The organism is Duganella sp. sic0402, assembly GCF_019219065.1.
Taxonomy (GTDB): domain Bacteria; phylum Pseudomonadota; class Gammaproteobacteria; order Burkholderiales; family Burkholderiaceae_D; genus Rugamonas.
Map to the genome: position 1 here is coordinate 324,980 of NZ_JAHUWK010000005.1, position 15,548 is coordinate 340,527.

Below are 15,548 nucleotides of genomic sequence, written 5' to 3' on the forward strand. Positions count from 1 at the left end.
CTCCTGCCGTGTATCATCAGGGCATGAACGAAGACATCCTGATCAACATCACTCCGCAGGAAACCCGCGTCGCCCTCATCATGCAGGGCGCCGTGCAGGAACTCCACATCGAACGCACACTCACCCGCGGACTGGCCGGCAACGTCTATTCCGGCAAGGTGGTGCGGGTGCTGCCCGGCATGCAGTCGGCCTTCATCGACATCGGCCTGGAACGCGCCGCCTTCCTGCACGTCGCCGACATCTGGGAAGCCCGCCCGCACGACGGCGGCAACAACGCCACCCCGACGCCCATCGAAAAACTGCTGTTCGACGGCCAGGTGCTGACCGTGCAAGTGATCAAGGACCCGATCGGCACCAAGGGCGCGCGATTGTCGACGCAGATTTCCATCGCCGGCCGCATGCTGGTCTACCTGCCGCAGGACGGCCATATCGGCGTCTCGCAAAAGATTGAAAAGGAGTCCGAGCGCGAAGCCCTGCGCACGCGCCTGCAAAGCCTGCTGCCGAAAGATGAAAAAGGCGGCTACATCATCCGCACCCAGGCCGAGGATGCTTCCGACTCCGACATCGCCGCCGACGTCGAATACCTGCGCAAGACCTGGGCCGCGATCACCCACGGCGCACGCACCAGGCCGGCCACCACGCTGCTGCACCAGGACTTGAGTCTGGCCCAGCGCGTGCTGCGCGACTTCGTGCATGACGAGACGGCGACCATCCAGGTCGACTCGCGCGAAAACTATCTGAGCCTGCAGGAATTCGGCCAGGCCTACACGCCGGGCGTGCTGGCGCGGCTCAACCACTACACCGGCGAGCGGCCGCTGTTCGACCTGTATGGCGTGGAGGAAGAAATCCTGCGCGCGCTGGGACGGCGCGTCGACCTCAAATCGGGCGGCTACCTGATCGTCGACCAGACCGAGGCAATGACCACCATCGACGTCAACACCGGCGGCTTCGTCGGCGGGCGCAATTTCGCCGACACCATCTTCAAGACCAACCTGGAAGCGGCGCATGCAATCGCCCGCCAGCTGCGGCTGCGCAATCTGGGCGGCATCATCATCCTCGACTTCATCGACATGGAAAACACCGAGCATCGCAACGCGGTGCTCGGCGAGTTGAAGAAGGCGCTGTCGCGCGACCGCACCAAGGTGTCGGTCAGCAGCTTCTCGGCGCTGGGATTGGTGGAGATGACGCGCAAGCGCACCCGCGAATCACTGGCGCACATCCTGTGCGAACCCTGCCCGGCGTGCAGCGGCAAGGGCCAGGTGAAAACATCGCGCACCATCTGTTATGAAATTCTGCGTGAACTGCTGCGTGAAGCCAAACAGTTCAACCCGCGCGAGTTCCGCATCCTCGCCTCGCAGGAAGTGGTGGACATGTTCCTCGAAGAGGAATCGCAGCACCTCGCCATGCTGGGCGACTTCATCGGCAAAAAAATCTCGCTGCAAGTCGAGAACACCTATCACCAGGAGCAGTACGACGTGATTTTGATGTGACTGAAATCCTCTTTGGGTAAAGCTGAAATAAAAAAAGCTCGCCTTGTGGGCGAGCTTCTTGAGGACTTGACCGGGTAGGTCAGAATTGGTTCATGGTGTTGTCTTTGCCGGCCGCCTTCAGCGCGGCCTCGCCGCTGAAGTAATCCTTGTGGTCGTCGCCGATGTCTGAGCCGGACATGTTCTGGTGCTTGACGCAGGCGATGCCCTGGCGGATCTCCTTGCGCTGCACGCCTGCCACGTAGCCCAGCATGCCCTGGTCGCCGAAGTATTCCTTGGCCAGGTTGTCGGTCGACAGCGCGGCCGTGTGGTAGGTCGGCAGCGTGATCAGGTGGTGGAAGATGCCCGCTTCGCGCGCCGCATCGGCCTGGAAGGTGCGGATCTTCTCGTCGGCCTGCTTGGCCAGCTCGCTGTCATCGTACTCCACGCTCATCAGCTGGCCACGCTCGTAGGCGCTGACGTCCTTGCCTTCGGCCTTGAACGCATCGTAGACCTGCTGGCGGAAGTTCAGCGTCCAGTTGAACGACGGGCTGTTGTTGTACACCAGCTTGGCGTTCGGAATCACCTTGCGGATTTCGCTGACCATGCCACCGATCTGCGCGATATGCGGTTTCTCGGTTTCGATCCACAACAGGTCGGCGCCATTTTGCAGCGAGGTGATGCAGTCCAGTACGCAGCGTGCTTCGCCGCTGCCGGCGCGGAACTGGAACAGATTGCTCGGCAGACGTTTCGGACGCAGCAGCTTGCCGTCGCGCTTGATAATCACGTCGCCATTGGCCAGCGCATCGGCCGACACTTCGTCGCAGTCGAGGAAGGCGTTGTACTGGTCGCCCAGGTCGCCCGGCTGATTGGTGACGGCGATCTGCTTGGTCAGGCCGGCGCCCAGCGAATCGGTGCGGGCGACGATGATGCCGTCGTCCACGCCCAGCTCCAGGAAGGCGTAGCGGATGGCGCGGATCTTGGCCAGGAAGTCCTCATGCGGCACGGTGACCTTGCCGTCCTGGTGGCCGCACTGCTTCTCGTCCGACACCTGGTTTTCGATCTGGATGCAGCAGGCGCCCGCTTCGATGAATTGCTTGGCCAGCAGATAGGTCGCTTCCGCGTTGCCAAAGCCGGCGTCGATGTCGGCGATGATCGGCACCACATGCGTGACGTGGTTGTCGATCTTGTCCTGGATCGCAGCCTTGGCGGCACCTTCGGCGGCATCGAGCTGGCGGAACAGGCCGCCCAGCTCACGCGCATCGGCCTGGCGCAGGAAGGTGTACAACTCCTTGATCAGCGCCGAGACGGCGGTTTTTTCGTGCATCGACTGGTCCGGCAACGGGCCGAACTCGGAACGCAGCGCGGCCACCATCCAGCCCGACAGGTAGAGGTAGCGGCGGTCGGTGCTGTTGAAGTGCTTCTTAATCGAGATCATCTTCTGCTGGCCGATGAAACCATGCCAGCAGCCCAGCGACTGGGTGTACTTGGATGGGTCACGGTCGTAAGCGGCCATGTCGGCGCGCATGATCCTGGCGGTGTACTTGGCAATGTCCAGACCGGTCTTGAATTTGTTCTGCGCGCGCATGCGGGCAGCGGACTCCGGGTTGATGGCGTTCCAGGCGGAACCTTGTTGCTCTTTCAAAGCGCCAACTGCCTTGATGTCGTCTTGGTACTGGGACATTTTTATCTCCTAAAGAAAAACACGAATAAGCAAAACCGCATGACTAAATAGTAGGACATTCTGATGCGGCGCACAAAGTCTTATATAAGACATATAACTTAAATTTATTCGTTATTTTTCAATGAGATAGATAGAATTTTTCTTGATATGAAACGCCTTTTCAAAAAATGGAAAAAATGATGCGGCACCCCACCATGCCGCATCCCACAATATGGAAAGGATTTTCAGCCCTTGATTTGATCCAGCTTTTGCAGGGTTTCCGGCGGCAATACCAGGGTCGCTGCGGCAACGTTCTGGCGCAGGTGGGCCAGCGATGAGGTGCCCGGAATCAGCAGGATGTTGCGCGAACGCTGCAACAGCCAGGCCAGCGCCACTTGCATCGGCGTAGCCTCCAGCTGCGCCGCCACCTCGGCCAGTTGCGATGATTGCAGCGGCGAGAAGCCGCCCAGCGGGAAGAACGGCACGTAGGCGATGCCATCCTGTGCCAGCGTATCGATCAACGCATCGTCGTGGCGGTGCGCCAGGTTGTACTGGTTCTGTACGCAGACGATGGGCGCGATGCCGCGTGCCTGCTGCACTTGCTGCGCAGTGGCGTTGCTGAGGCCGATATGGCGTATCAGGCCGCGCTGCTGCAACTCGGCCAGCGCCGTGATGTGCGCTTCGATATCGCCTTCGGCCGGCCCCATCACATCAAACATCAGGCGCATATTGACCACGTCCAGCACCTCCAGGCCGAGGTTGCGCAGATTGTCGTGCACCGCCGTCTCCAGCTCTTTCGGCGACTGGGCCGGCAGCCAGGAGGCGTCCGCGCCGCGCGTGGCGCCGACCTTGGTGACAATGGTCAGGTCGTCGGCATACGGATGCAGTGCTTCGCGGATCAGCTGGTTGGTGACATGCGGCCCGTAAAAGTCGCTGGTATCGATGTGATCGACGCCCAGCGCAGCCAGCTCACGCAGCACGGCCAGCGCCTGTTCGCGGTCTTTCGGTGGACCGAAGACGTGCGGGCCAGCCAGTTGCATCGCGCCGTAGCCCATGCGGTTGACAGTCAGATCGCCGAGTTGGAAAGTGTTCATGGTGTGCTCCCTGCTTAGTTGATGCACACAGTCTAGGCCTGGGAAGGCTGTGCGACAATACAGCACAATCACACAGCTTGTGCTGAATTCAGGACAGTCAACAATGGACAACCTACAGGACATCGGCGCCTTCGTCGCGGTGGCGAAGCATGGCGGCTTTCGCGAGGCGGCGCGGCAAACCGGCGGCAGCCCTTCTCAACTGAGCGAAGCGGTGCGGCGCCTGGAGGCCGGCCTGGGCGTGCGGCTGCTGAACCGCACCACCCGCAGCGTGCTGGCCACCGACGCCGGACAGCGCCTGCTGGAACAGCTGGAACCGGCGCTGGGCGCGGTGGAATCGGCGCTGGATGTGGTCAACGGCTTCCGCGACCGTCCCGCAGGCCGGCTGCGGCTGAACGTGCCGTTAAGCGCGGCCAAGCTGATCCTGCCGCGCATCCTGCCGCCGTTCATGGCGGCCTATCCGGAAATCTGCGTCGAAGTGACGGTGGAAGACAGCTTTGTCGATCTGCTGCGTTCCGGCTGCGACGCTGGTATCCGCTACGAAGAAAGAATGGAACAGGACATGGTGGCGATCCCGATCGGGCCGCGCCGCCAGCGCTTCGGCCTGGCGGCCTCGCCGGCCTACCTGGAACAACACGGCATGCCGAAGCGGCCGCAAGACCTGCTGCGCCACATCTGCCTGCGCGGACGCTTTGCCAGCGGCGCCATGCCGGCCTGGGAATTCGAGCAGAAAGGCCGCAAGGTGGTGATCGAGCCGAGCGGCCCGCTGATCGTCAGCCTGGGCGGCGGCGCCGAGCTGGCGGTCGATGCGGCGCTGGCCGGCAGCGGCCTGGTCTACCTGTTCGAGGACTGGCTCAAGCCGCACTTCGAACGCGGCGCGCTAATGCCGGTGCTGGAACGCTGGTGGCCCGCGTTCTCCGGGCCATCGCTGTACTACCCCGGCCGCCGCTACCTGCCGGCGCCGCTGCGCGCCCTGGTCGACTTCGTCCAGGACGCGCGCTGGTGATTACTGGTTGACCTTGCCCGGCAGCGTCAGCTTGCCGGAGGCGACCTTGAATACATCCACCACGCACAGCAGCGGGCTGTGCACGCTGGCGTTGACGCGCAGCGCCGAGGTCACACCGTCAAAGCCGGCCGCGTTGACCACGCCGATATCATCGAACGGCACTTTGACTTCCACCGTACCACCTTTGAACAGCGGCGAGTAGCCGGGGCTGTCGATCAGCAGCGGCAGGCCGGGCCAGGTGCGCGGCAGCTTGGGCTTGGCGCCTTCCGGAATATCCACCACCTTCAGCGCGCCCTTGCCGCAGGCGTCATCCGGTTTCAGCACCACCCAGTGCGAGTGCCACAGGTCGCCATCGTTGCTCAGGTTGCCGTCGCCGTTTTCGTCGTACAGCGGCGTGTCGTCGAAGTCCGGGTGCGAGGTGACGGCAAAGGCCAGGATGCCGGCGCCCTGATCGAAGCCCACCACCGAAGGGTCCATGGTGGTCGGCCAGACATAGGAAAACACGCTGCTGCCGGCCAGCTTGCCGGTTTTGGACGGCTTGGACTTGCCGGCCTTGCCCGACACCGCCATGTGGAACACCGCCATATTGCCTTCGGTGGTGATCTTGGTGTGGACGATATCGAACGGCGCCTTGACCGCCTTGACCGGTTCGCTGGCGATGCCGCCCTTGTGGCCTTCGTGGGCCTGGGCTGTCAGGGCTGCCAGGCTGAAAACTGCTGCTGCAAATGCTTTCATGATTTTCTCCATTTAATTAGGATTCCTAAATTACTACCACCGAGACCGCAGGATAACAGCTTTTTCGATTTAGTAAAGAGTCCTAATTATTTATGCTGCACTGCCGCTAGCACTGTTTCAATGTTGCCTATATAGTCAGTGCACAATTCACAATAAAGGAGACAGCATGACTTTCAAACGTTCGTTTGCAGTGCTCTGTTTCATCCTGCCGTGCGCACTCGCGCAGGCGGGCAACCATGAATCGGTGCCGGCCCCGGCGCCGGCTGTGGGGGATTCATGGACCTATCAATACACCGACGTCTGGAAAGGCAGCAAAGGCAACATCAACCGCATGGAAGTCGTGGCCATCGATAGCGCCGGGGTGCACATGGCGATCAAGCGTGCCGCCAGCGGCGCCCTGCTCAGCACGCAGCTATTCAGTCCCGACATGAATCCCATCGACCGTGGCGGCATGCACTTTGCGCCATCGTTCGCCCGCTTCGCCTTCCCGCTGACGCCGGGCAAGGAATGGACGAGCGACATCATCGGCGACAACAGCAAGGCCGGCAAACAATGGCGCTACCAGATCAAGGGCAAGGTACTCGACTGGGAAAAAGTGCGCGTCCCGGCAGGCGAATTCGAAGCGTTGAAAATCGTCATCGAAGCACGCTATGGCGCGGTCGACAGCGGCGCCGACAGCGGCAACCTCACCGAAACCGTCTGGTTCGTCCCCGCGCTCAACAACTACGTCAAGCTCGACTACCTCGACACCGACGCCCAGGGCCGCCTCTACAGCCGCGACAGCTGGGAACTGATGTCCTACACCCACAAAGGCCTCGCTCCCATGGCCGCCCGCTGAAACTCCGGATTTATTTGGAGATGCGCAGGATGGCGGAGGCCAGTTTGGAGAAGCATGGCGTCAGGTCGGACTGCGTTGCGGCGAAGCAGTAGACGCCCACCGGCTTGGCGGGGTTGTAGCAGCGCGACGGTGCGTCTACCGAGTTGGCCATGCACTTCAGCGTGTCTTCGCCTTTTTCGCCATCGTAGCCGGTTGCCGCTTTCAGGCTGGAGCCCAGCCCCAGCGTGAAGATGTAGATGCCTTCGTCGCGCGATTTCGACGCCATCGCTTCCACCAGGTTGCGCGCCGCGCGGTTGACGTTTTGGTAGTTGAGCGTATTCGTCACCACGCGCGGCGAATTGGTCACAATGGGGAATTCACGCTGCAAGGGATCGTTGGCCACCAGTGGGTAGACGCCCGTGTTGTGCGCGTTGTACCAGTCCGGCAGCGACGCCACTTTGCTCGGCAGGTCGGACGGCGTGCAGTTGCCACCAACAGCCTCGTATTGCTCATCGGTCTTGTACAGGCCGGCCGGCGTGCCCGAACCATCGTCATCGGTATAGACAATGCCAGGCGTGCTGCAGGGGTTGGAGCTCTTCCAGTTGAGATACGCGCCGATCGAGTTCGGCGTGCCGTCCGAGAAGAACACAATCACCCGCATATTCGAGCGGTTCAGGTTGGCCGTCGGCACGCCGTTGATTTCCTTGCGCGCCCAGTACATGCCCTCGGCCGATGCGGTCGCGCCGCTGAACTGGTAAGCCTTGATGTGGTTGATCATGCTGGTCCGGTCGAAGCCGCGCGCAATCTGGCGGATCGGATCGTCGACGATGCCGCCAAACGCAAACCGCACCAGCCCCACCCGGTCGCGCGTCACATTGAACTGGTTGAGGAAGGTGGCCGCCGAGCTGCGCACATTGGCCGCCGACGGCGCCAGCGAGCCGGACACGTCCATCACCAGTATCATGTCCAGGTCCTTGCGCTTGGTTTCGGTCAGCACCGACGGCGACAGCACGCCCGAGGCAAAACCGCCGAACAGCGCGGTCGGCATGGTCGCCGAAGCGCTCACCGTCACCGTCACCTCGCTGCCGCTGAACGACACGCCAACATCATTCAGCGTCGCGGTCGACATCATGTAGTTGGCCGGGAAGTTGGCGTAGAAGAAGCGCTGCGCCGCCGCCTTGGCGTTGGCGGTCTGCTCGGTCTGGTTGTTGCCGTTGCTGATGGCGCGCGCGCCCGCCAGGCCGGCGGCGTCGGTGGCGGCGTTCAGCTTGGAGCGGACCAGATAACTGAGCCCGGCGCTGAAGGCCAGCCCTACCACCGCCAGCAAAGTCACCAGCGAAACGATGACCATCACCATCACGCCGCCGCGTTGTTTTTGATAAGTACGCATGATCAGAATACCGTCATCGAATAAAAGTCCGCCGCCAGCGTCGGCGTGCTGAAGCTGCCGAAGGTGAAGGTCTGGAACAGCATATTGAATTTGTAGTAGGCCTCGACCACGTAGATCACTTCGCCATCGAGCAACTGGCCGCTCATCATCGACACCACCGGCGCCGTCGCGCCGCTCGGCACCAGGCAGGTGCCGGCCGTGCCACTGGCCCAGTTACTGCAAGTCCAGACCTTGCTCAGTGGCGCGTAGCCGCTGACGCGGTAGCCACGGTTGTTACTTGCATCATCCCAGCGATACTGCTCCAGCACGATGCTCTTGGTAGTTCCGCCACTGGTCGAGCCCATGATGCGGGTGACGTAAATCATGCCCAGCTTGTTCATGTCGAGCGGCGGCGCCGATGCCGCTACCTGGCCGATGATGGTCTGCGCATTTTCCGACAACTGCAGCTTGCCGCGCGAAGCCAGGTTGGCTGCCTCGCGGCTCAGGTTGATCAATATCATCTGCGCCTGCAACGCGCGCGCCACGTCCACCAGGCCGATCATCAAGATCAGCAGCACCGGCAGCAGTAGCGCGAATTCAACCGCAGCCAGGCCACGGCCACGACCATGCGGCGGCAATCTCCCCGGCCGCCTCATTGTCCGCTCCCGGCATCGTTCTGCATCGTGGCCGCCACCGCAAATTTGTACTCGCCGTTCGGGAACACCGCAGCGACGATGGGCGTCGCCAGCTTCCAGGTGCAATCGAGGCGCAGCACGATGATGTCGCCCGGTGCGCCCAGCAAGGTGCTGGAGTTACCGGACGAGGACGCAGTGCCATTGACCGAAAACTTCGGACACACCGTATCCAGATAGCCAGCCGAATTGGTGCGGATGACATTCATCACGGAAGTCAGTTGCGATGCATTCGCCTCGGTGCGGCCGGTGATCGCATAGCGCGCGCCTTCGCGCACTGCGTATTGCATGGTCAAGGTGGTGAAAAACACCAGGCTGAATTCGATCACGCCGATCAGCAACAAAAACGCCACCGGGGCGATAATGGCCATCTCGACGACAGCCGAGCCGCGTTGGCGGCGCTGGAAGGCAGGCACTCTCATGGTGTTGCGTCCGTGGTACGGTCAGAAGGTACAGCTGGTTGGAAATACAGGCGGGAGCGCGGATGGCGCGGCACTGCTGACTGGCTGCCCGGCGCAGTAGAGGCCGGTCGCAGCGCCACAGGAATGAGGTGACGGTAAGGCATTGTAGACCGATTCATTTTCTTTCGCCTAGTTATTTAATGTTCTGAGAAAGCATCAAAAACGCGGCGCCTGCGGACGACAGCAATCACGCAGGCGTGAATCATAGGTGCAGCGTATCACGCTCCGGCTAGACATTACAGCTTAGCCTGCGTAGACTCGGTTGCGTTGGCAACAACTAGCGAATCGCTATAGTGATACCACACAGCCCACCTGCCGCAGCGCTGCAGGCCGGCGGCGATGCCGTCGGCGCATCGATGGTGTTTGTCATGCGCCTGGTGCTGGCGCTGACCGCCATCCTGACCTTGTTTGTCGCCCCCGGCGACCTGGGCAACCGGCATGGCGAGCGCACGCTGCTCAGCTCCCTCATCTTCGGCGGCTACATGCTGCACAGCCTGGCGCTGCTGCTGGCGGCGCGGCGCTACCGCAATCCCTTCTGGCACGGCAAGCTGGTGTACTGGATCGACCTGGGCTGGTTCGCGCTGATGGTCTACTGCACCGGCGGCGGCAACAGCTTCTTCTTCCCGTTCTTCTTCTTCGTGATCCTGACCGCGTCGTTCCAATGGGGCTTCGACGAAGGCGCGCGCATCACGCTGGGCGCCACTTTTTTACTGGCGCTGGCCACCTGGCTGACCGACAGCAATATCAACCACGGCCACCTGCTGCTGCGCACCGCCTTCGTGCTGGCGCTCGGCTACATGATCGCCTACTGGGGCGGCATGGGCGTGGCGCAGCGCCGGCGCCTGAGCTTGCTGCGCGATGTCAGCCGGCTGTCGAATCCGCGCTTCGGCGTCGACCAGACCATCGCCACCATGCTGACGCAGACACGCGACTTCTACCATGCCAGCAATTGCCTGCTGCTGATGCGCGATAGCGGCGATGACCTGTGGCAGCTGCATTCGTCCGGTATGCCGGGTGGCCGTTCCACCTTGTCGCGCCTGCCGGAAGGCGCGGCCGCGCCGCTGCTGGTGTTCGCGCCGCAAGCGCTGGCGCAGTATTCGGCGCCGCTGCATCCACGCCTGCCGCGCACGCTGGAATCGCGCCAGCGCGTGCCGGGCGATACGCGCTGGCAGCCGCTGGCGCCGGAGCACGTCGAACAGCTGATCGACTTGCTGGACGCCAGTTCCTTCGTCAGCGCGCCGCTGCCCTTGCGCAAGGGCGAAGGCCGCATCTATGTCGTGTCGGAGAAGCACCGCTTCAGCCGCGTCGATGCGGTATTTTTGCAACAGTTGGCGGCACAGGTGTTCCCGGTGATCGAGAACATTGTGCTGCTCGACCGGCTGGCCTCGGATGCCGCCTTCCGCGAGCGGCAGAAGATCGCGCGCGACCTGCACGACACCACCATCCAGCCCTACATCGGGCTGCGGCACGGCATCAGCGCGGTGCGCCAGTCGCTGCAATCTGATCACCCGGTATCGGCTGAACTTGATAAACTGCTCGACATGACCACCCAGGTGATCAGCGACATGCGCCAGTTCACCCGCAATGTGCGGCAAGGCGCGGCGCAGACCGAGGCCGAGCTGCTGGTGGCATTGCGCCGGCAGGCGCAGCAGGTGCAGGAGTTCTACGATATCCAGATTACCATCCAGGCGGAAGAAGGCCTGGCCATCAGCGACAGGCTCGCTGCGGAAGTGTTCCAGATCGTGAATGAAGGCATGCACAATATACGCAAACACACGCGTGCCCGCAGTGGTTCGATCAGCCTGAGCAATGCTGACGGCCAGCTGCGGATACGCATCGACAACGACACACCGGAAGGTCCATCGGCCCCATTCCTGCCTGGATCGCTGGCCGAGCGCACTGCGGCGCTGGGCGGCAATATCGCGATCGATTGCGATACGCCGGGCCACACCACGGTCAGCATCGCCATCCCGGTATAACTCTCCGAGACAACACCATGAGCACACCTATCCGCCTCATGCTGGTAGACGACCACAAGACCATGTTGTGGGGCCTGGAAAAACTGATCGAAGGCGGCGGCAGCGACTTTCAGCTGCTCGGCACCGCCAGCAACAACGACACCGCCTTGCAACAGGCTAGCGCGCTCAAGCCGGAAGTGATCGTGCTTGACCTCGACCTGGAGGGCCGCAGCTCGATCGAGATTCTGCCGCAGCTGCTGGCGGAGCATCCCGGTGTGAAGGTGATGATCCTGAGCGGCAATCGCGATCAGGGTTTGCTGACGCAGGCGGTCAAGCTGGGTGCGCGCGGCGTGGTCAGCAAAGAGGCCTCGGCCGAGGTGGTGCTGAACAGCATACGCACCGTCGCCAAGGGCGATATGTGCGTCGATCCCAGCCTGATGAATGCGCTGCTGGGCCAGTTGTCTGCACCGGCCAAGGCCGATCCGGAAGCGGCGCGCATCGCCACGCTGACGCCGAAGGAGCGCAAGATCGTGGCGGTGGTGGTGGAAGGAAATGGCGCGCCGAACAAGGAGCTGGCGTCCAGGCTGTTCATCGCCGAGCCGACCTTGCGCAACAACCTCACTACCATTTATCAGAAGCTGGGCGTGGCCAATCGGCTGGAGCTATATGTGTATGCGACCAGGCACGGCGTGACAAATGTCACGGCATAAAATGACATTTGTCCGCTGCGCAGCGGTGATACGCTGCGTAGAATGACTTACATCAGCAAGCAATACCGCAGTACCTAAAACCTGAACCCCGTTTTAGTTGAAGCAAACTTTCCAACTAACTTAAACGAGGATTCAATCATGAACGCAATCACCAATTTCATCCGCAACGAAGACGGCATCACCGCAATCGAATACGCTCTGATGGCAGCCGCCATCGCCGCCGCGATCACCGCTGGCCTGGCCATCCTGGGCCCTAAGATCACCGCTTCGCTGACCTACATTTCGGGCCTGATCAAATCGTCCTGATAGCAGTTTCGTAGTACCCCTTGAAGATCCGGCCTCGTGCCGGATTTTTTTGTCTGCTAACATGCAGACTGTCATGCATATATCCACTACTGATCTGGAGGCCAGGCTCCGCCAACTGGCGCAATCGTCCACCTGGCTCATGCCCGCCTTGCGCGCGGTGCGTGAACTCGGCCTGCCATCCTGGTGCATCGGCGCCGGCGCGGTGCGCAATCTGGTGTGGGACGCCTTGCACGGCTACGCCACGCCGACACACCTGCCCGATATCGATGTCGCCTATTTCGATGCAAGCGATCTGACGCCGGCGCGCGATGCGGACATCCAGCACCGACTGTCCGTCCTGATGCCGGATACGCCGTGGGAAGTCACCAACCAGGCGGCGGTACATCACTGGTTTGCAGAGTATTTCGGCCACGCGGTCGAACCGTTAACCTCACTGCATGAGGCGGTCGCGTCATGGCCCGAATACGCCACCTCGGTCGGCCTGTGCCTGCATGCGGACGACAGCATCGAAGTGATCGCCCCGCACGGCCTGGATGATCTGTTCAACTGCGTGGTGCGCCGCAATCCGACGCGCGTCAGCCTGGATACCTATCACCAGCGCACCACGCAAAAAAACTACGCCGCCCGCTGGCCCCGCGTCACCGTCCATACAGCGAACGCAGAATATTGACGAAGTAGCGATGCGCGCCCATGGCGCCCAGGCTGGTATCGAATTGCTCGATATGCGGCCCATCGTAGGCCAATATGACAACCTTGCCTTTCAACGCCGCCCTCGCGCTGCCATCTAATAAGGCGCTGAACGAAACACTGTGCTGCACTGGTGGCGCGATCAAATTCACGGTGGCTAGGTTTTGCGGATTAAGCGCAATCACCTGCTGGCCTATCTCGATCTGCCTGCCTGGCGATATTGTGGCCTTCGTGCCCGCCGCCAGCTCCATTGCACATAGCATCAATGACTTCACCGCACGTGACTGATACTGTTCAATCATCGGCACGGAGGACGAATTAAAGTCCACGAAGCCGATATCCTTGGCGCGCTGCATAAACACTGGCAACGGCAGCCAGCCGCTTTGGCCAACGACGGCCGCATTGAATTCGCCCTGCAGCGTAAATTGTTGCGGGAGCGGATTGGGCTTGCTTTCCGCATCATCCATGCGCGCTTGCAGTACCGTCGGCAGGCGCGATAACGCTCTGGCTAAACGTTCATCGTCATCCGCAAGCTTCGGCTGATCAAGGAAAAACTTCAGCACCAGACCTCTCGCACCGGCATCCGCGATAGCGTCGACGCCCTGTGCTAGCACGCCACGGTTTAGCGGAATAGCGCCAAATCTCGCTTCGGTTTTCGTATCCACATACACCACCACAAAATCCCGCTCAAAGGCCCCAGCCCAGGCAAAGGATATATGCCCCATCCAGAACAGGGCCAGCCAGCTTGATCTTGCAATCATCCCAGTCATCTGTCGCATGTCCTAAGTACACCACTGATTTTCGCAAGAAATACCATCATTGTCGCCATCCATTTTGACCGTCGGGCAGTGCTTAAAAAAATCCTTGGCGTCGCCGCAGGAGCGCATCTCGCTACAGTACTTCCGGCCATCACAGGAATACGCCGGACCCACTCCTCGCAGCACAGGCGCAGCCGCGACTTGCGGCTCCCCTCGTGCGTGACAAATGTCACCGCAAATCGTGACGTTTGTCGGATGTAAGACGGTGGCAAGGTGCGTAGAATGACTTACATCAGCAAGCCATACCGCAGTACCTAAAACCTGAACCCCGTTTTAGTTGATGTAGTCATCCCTTACTCAACCAACTTTAACGAGGATTCAATCATGAACGCAATCACCAACTTCATCCGCAACGAAGACGGCATCACCGCTATCGAATACGCCCTGATGGCAGCCGCCATCGCCGCAGCGATCACCGCCGGCCTGGCCATCCTCGGCCCCAAGATCACCGCTTCGCTGACCTACATTTCCGGTCTGATCAAATCGTCGTAATCCAGACGCCATCCATTCACTTTGATCAAACTTAGGAGAACCACCATGAACGCAATCAAACACTTCCTCCGCGATGAAGACGGCATCACCGCTATCGAATACGCCCTGATGGCCGCTGCCATCGCCGCAGCGATCACCGCCGGCCTGGCTATTCTGGGCCCCAAGATCACCGCTTCGCTGACTTACATTTCCGGCCTGATCAAGTCTTCCTGATTTTTAGTCTCCTCGTAGCAACCTCCTGGTAGTTATTTGTCCGGAACCACGGTTCCGGATTTTTTTTGCCGGAAACGAAACAATGACAAATGTCACTACAAATCAGGACGTTTGTCCGATGTGAAAACGCTGTCAGTCGCCTAGACTGGCATTTGATTCTATCCCTTTCACTCATGGAGCAATAATGCGCTTTCCTTTCTTCCAACGCGGTATCGCCCGCTTCGTCAGCGATGACGACGGCGCCACGCTGATGGAATACGCGCTGATTGCTGCCCTGGCCTCCGTGATCGTGATCATCGCCATCCTCGCCGTACTCGGCTCCAGAACCTGAGCCTGCCTCGCCGCGATCACCGCCTTGCTGCCGCCATATCTGGTCAGATCGAATCCTACTCATTTGCAAGTTAAAAAAATTTCCGAAACGGTGCACGCCGCTTCGAAAAATTTCTATACACTAAATTGTCTGCTCCCTTTTCAACAAGGAGATTCATGACTCATTTGCCGCTGATTATCTTGTGCTGCTTGTTGGCACTAGCTGTCTGGAACGATTTGCGCACGCGCCGCATCCCCAACTCGCTGGTGTTCGGTGGCGCTGTGCTTGGCCTGCTGTTCAACGCCGCGTTGCCCGCAGGCGATGGTCTCTTCATACAAGTATTCGGCGGCATCGGCATCCTCAAAGCACTGGCCGGCCTGGCGCTTGGCCTGTGTCTGCTGCTACCGATGTACGCCATGCGCGCACTGGGCGCGGGCGACGTCAAGCTGATGGCGATGATCGGCGCCTTCACCGGCCCCGGCGCCGTAGCTGGCATCACGCTACTGACGCTGCTGGCTGGCGGCGTGCTGGCCCTGGTGGTGGCCGGCTTCAATGGCCGCCTCAAGCCGATGCTCTACAACACCTGGCACCTGATTAAATACAGCATGCTGCGCTCGCTCGCCGGCGAAGTGCCGAAGATGGACGCACCTGCCACACCCAGCGGCCGCCTGCCTTACGCAGTCGCCATTGCCGCCGGTGCCGCACCTTACCTGGCCTACGGCGCCAGCACCGGCAACAGCCTGTTTTTCTAAGG

At 60.9% G+C, this 15,548-nt stretch carries 19 protein-coding genes; 11 read left to right on the top strand and 8 right to left on the bottom strand.

Features of this window, described 5'->3' with window-relative positions:
* The first annotated feature begins 23 nt into the window (after positions 1 to 23).
* On the top strand, positions 24 to 1,490 hold the full coding sequence (gene rng / locus KW842_RS15395; RefSeq protein ID WP_218304979.1) for a ribonuclease G: 1,467 nt from the start codon (positions 24 to 26) through the stop codon (positions 1,488 to 1,490).
* A 79-nt stretch (positions 1,491 to 1,569) separates the two neighbouring features.
* Here the strand turns inward: rng and KW842_RS15400 are convergent, their stop codons facing one another.
* Both KW842_RS15400 and KW842_RS15405 read right to left on the bottom strand, forming a co-directional pair.
* Complete coding sequence (locus KW842_RS15400; RefSeq protein WP_218304980.1) at positions 1,570 to 3,150, bottom strand: isocitrate lyase; 1,581 nt, start codon at positions 3,148 to 3,150, stop codon at positions 1,570 to 1,572.
* Positions 3,151 to 3,374: 224 nt separating this feature from the next.
* Positions 3,375 to 4,223, bottom strand: a complete 849-nt coding sequence (locus KW842_RS15405; RefSeq protein ID WP_218304981.1) for an aldo/keto reductase family oxidoreductase — start codon at positions 4,221 to 4,223, stop codon at positions 3,375 to 3,377.
* Between the two features lie 103 nt (positions 4,224 to 4,326).
* Between KW842_RS15405 and KW842_RS15410 the strand changes: the two genes are divergently transcribed.
* Positions 4,327 to 5,226, top strand: a complete 900-nt coding sequence (locus KW842_RS15410; RefSeq protein WP_218304982.1) for a LysR family transcriptional regulator — start codon at positions 4,327 to 4,329, stop codon at positions 5,224 to 5,226.
* Here KW842_RS15410 and KW842_RS15415 read toward each other — a convergent pair whose 3' ends face one another.
* Positions 5,227 to 5,961 (bottom strand): hypothetical protein, encoded by a 735-nt coding sequence (locus KW842_RS15415; protein WP_229223710.1) that lies wholly within the window; start codon positions 5,959 to 5,961, stop codon positions 5,227 to 5,229.
* Positions 5,962 to 6,127: 166 nt separating this feature from the next.
* Here KW842_RS15415 and KW842_RS15420 point away from each other — a divergent pair, with 166 nt between their 5' ends.
* Complete coding sequence (locus KW842_RS15420) at positions 6,128 to 6,799, top strand: DUF3108 domain-containing protein (RefSeq protein WP_218304984.1); 672 nt, start codon at positions 6,128 to 6,130, stop codon at positions 6,797 to 6,799.
* 10 nt (positions 6,800 to 6,809) lie between these two features.
* On the opposite strand, the gene KW842_RS15425 is transcribed toward KW842_RS15420, so the two are convergent.
* Genes KW842_RS15425 through KW842_RS15435 form a run of 3 tightly spaced genes read right to left on the bottom strand, consistent with a single transcriptional unit; the run spans position 6,810 to position 9,261 of the window.
* Positions 6,810 to 8,168: a VWA domain-containing protein gene (locus KW842_RS15425; protein WP_218304985.1), complete on the bottom strand. Its 1,359-nt coding sequence runs from the start codon at positions 8,166 to 8,168 to the stop codon at positions 6,810 to 6,812.
* Positions 8,169 to 8,170: 2 nt separating this feature from the next.
* Positions 8,171 to 8,803 carry a TadE/TadG family type IV pilus assembly protein gene (locus KW842_RS15430; RefSeq protein WP_218304986.1) on the bottom strand — a complete coding sequence of 211 codons (633 nt, stop codon included), beginning with the start codon at positions 8,801 to 8,803 and terminating at the stop codon, positions 8,171 to 8,173.
* On the bottom strand, positions 8,800 to 9,261 hold the full coding sequence (locus KW842_RS15435) for a TadE/TadG family type IV pilus assembly protein (RefSeq protein ID WP_229223711.1): 462 nt from the start codon (positions 9,259 to 9,261) through the stop codon (positions 8,800 to 8,802). The genes KW842_RS15430 and KW842_RS15435 overlap by 4 nt, the downstream gene beginning before the upstream one ends.
* Before the next feature lie 332 nt (positions 9,262 to 9,593).
* Here KW842_RS15435 and KW842_RS27890 point away from each other — a divergent pair, with 332 nt between their 5' ends.
* The 4 genes from KW842_RS27890 (at position 9,594) to KW842_RS15455 (ending at position 12,944) form a co-directional block, all read left to right on the top strand.
* Entirely contained in the window at positions 9,594 to 11,279 is a 1,686-nt protein-coding gene (locus tag KW842_RS27890) for a histidine kinase (protein ID WP_218304987.1), read from the top strand.
* Positions 11,280 to 11,296: 17 nt separating this feature from the next.
* Positions 11,297 to 11,968 (top strand): response regulator transcription factor, encoded by a 672-nt coding sequence (locus KW842_RS15445; protein WP_229223712.1) that lies wholly within the window; start codon positions 11,297 to 11,299, stop codon positions 11,966 to 11,968.
* A gap of 138 nt (positions 11,969 to 12,106) precedes the next feature.
* Positions 12,107 to 12,274: a Flp family type IVb pilin gene (locus KW842_RS15450; RefSeq protein ID WP_154360730.1), complete on the top strand. Its 168-nt coding sequence runs from the start codon at positions 12,107 to 12,109 to the stop codon at positions 12,272 to 12,274.
* 73 nt (positions 12,275 to 12,347) lie between these two features.
* A complete protein-coding gene (locus tag KW842_RS15455) occupies positions 12,348 to 12,944 on the top strand; it encodes a nucleotidyltransferase family protein (RefSeq protein ID WP_229223713.1) in 597 nt (198 codons plus the stop codon).
* Here the strand turns inward: KW842_RS15455 and KW842_RS15460 are convergent.
* Together KW842_RS15460 and KW842_RS15465 are read right to left on the bottom strand one after the other, a co-directional pair.
* Positions 12,913 to 13,731, bottom strand: coding sequence for a CHASE2 domain-containing protein (locus KW842_RS15460; protein WP_218304988.1), 819 nt, complete (start codon positions 13,729 to 13,731; stop codon positions 12,913 to 12,915). The two genes, KW842_RS15455 and KW842_RS15460, sit on opposite strands and share 32 nt — an antisense overlap.
* A 12-nt stretch (positions 13,732 to 13,743) precedes the next feature.
* Positions 13,744 to 13,905, bottom strand: coding sequence for an excalibur calcium-binding domain-containing protein (locus tag KW842_RS15465; RefSeq protein WP_373925188.1), 162 nt, complete (start codon positions 13,903 to 13,905; stop codon positions 13,744 to 13,746).
* Positions 13,906 to 14,103: 198 nt separating this feature from the next.
* On the opposite strand from KW842_RS15465, the gene KW842_RS15470 reads away from it, so the two are divergent.
* The 4 genes from KW842_RS15470 to KW842_RS15485 all read left to right on the top strand — a co-directional run bounded on the left by KW842_RS15470 (position 14,104) and on the right by KW842_RS15485 (position 15,546).
* Entirely contained in the window at positions 14,104 to 14,271 is a 168-nt protein-coding gene (locus KW842_RS15470) for a Flp family type IVb pilin (RefSeq protein WP_154360730.1), read from the top strand.
* A gap of 45 nt (positions 14,272 to 14,316) precedes the next feature.
* Positions 14,317 to 14,484, top strand: a complete 168-nt coding sequence (locus KW842_RS15475; protein ID WP_218304990.1) for a Flp family type IVb pilin — start codon at positions 14,317 to 14,319, stop codon at positions 14,482 to 14,484.
* 184 nt (positions 14,485 to 14,668) lie between these two features.
* Positions 14,669 to 14,815, top strand: coding sequence for a Flp family type IVb pilin (locus tag KW842_RS15480; protein ID WP_218304991.1), 147 nt, complete (start codon positions 14,669 to 14,671; stop codon positions 14,813 to 14,815).
* Positions 14,816 to 14,970: 155 nt separating this feature from the next.
* Positions 14,971 to 15,546 carry a prepilin peptidase gene (locus KW842_RS15485; RefSeq protein WP_218304992.1) on the top strand — a complete coding sequence of 192 codons (576 nt, stop codon included), beginning with the start codon at positions 14,971 to 14,973 and terminating at the stop codon, positions 15,544 to 15,546.
* The last annotated feature ends 2 nt before the right edge of the window (positions 15,547 to 15,548 follow it).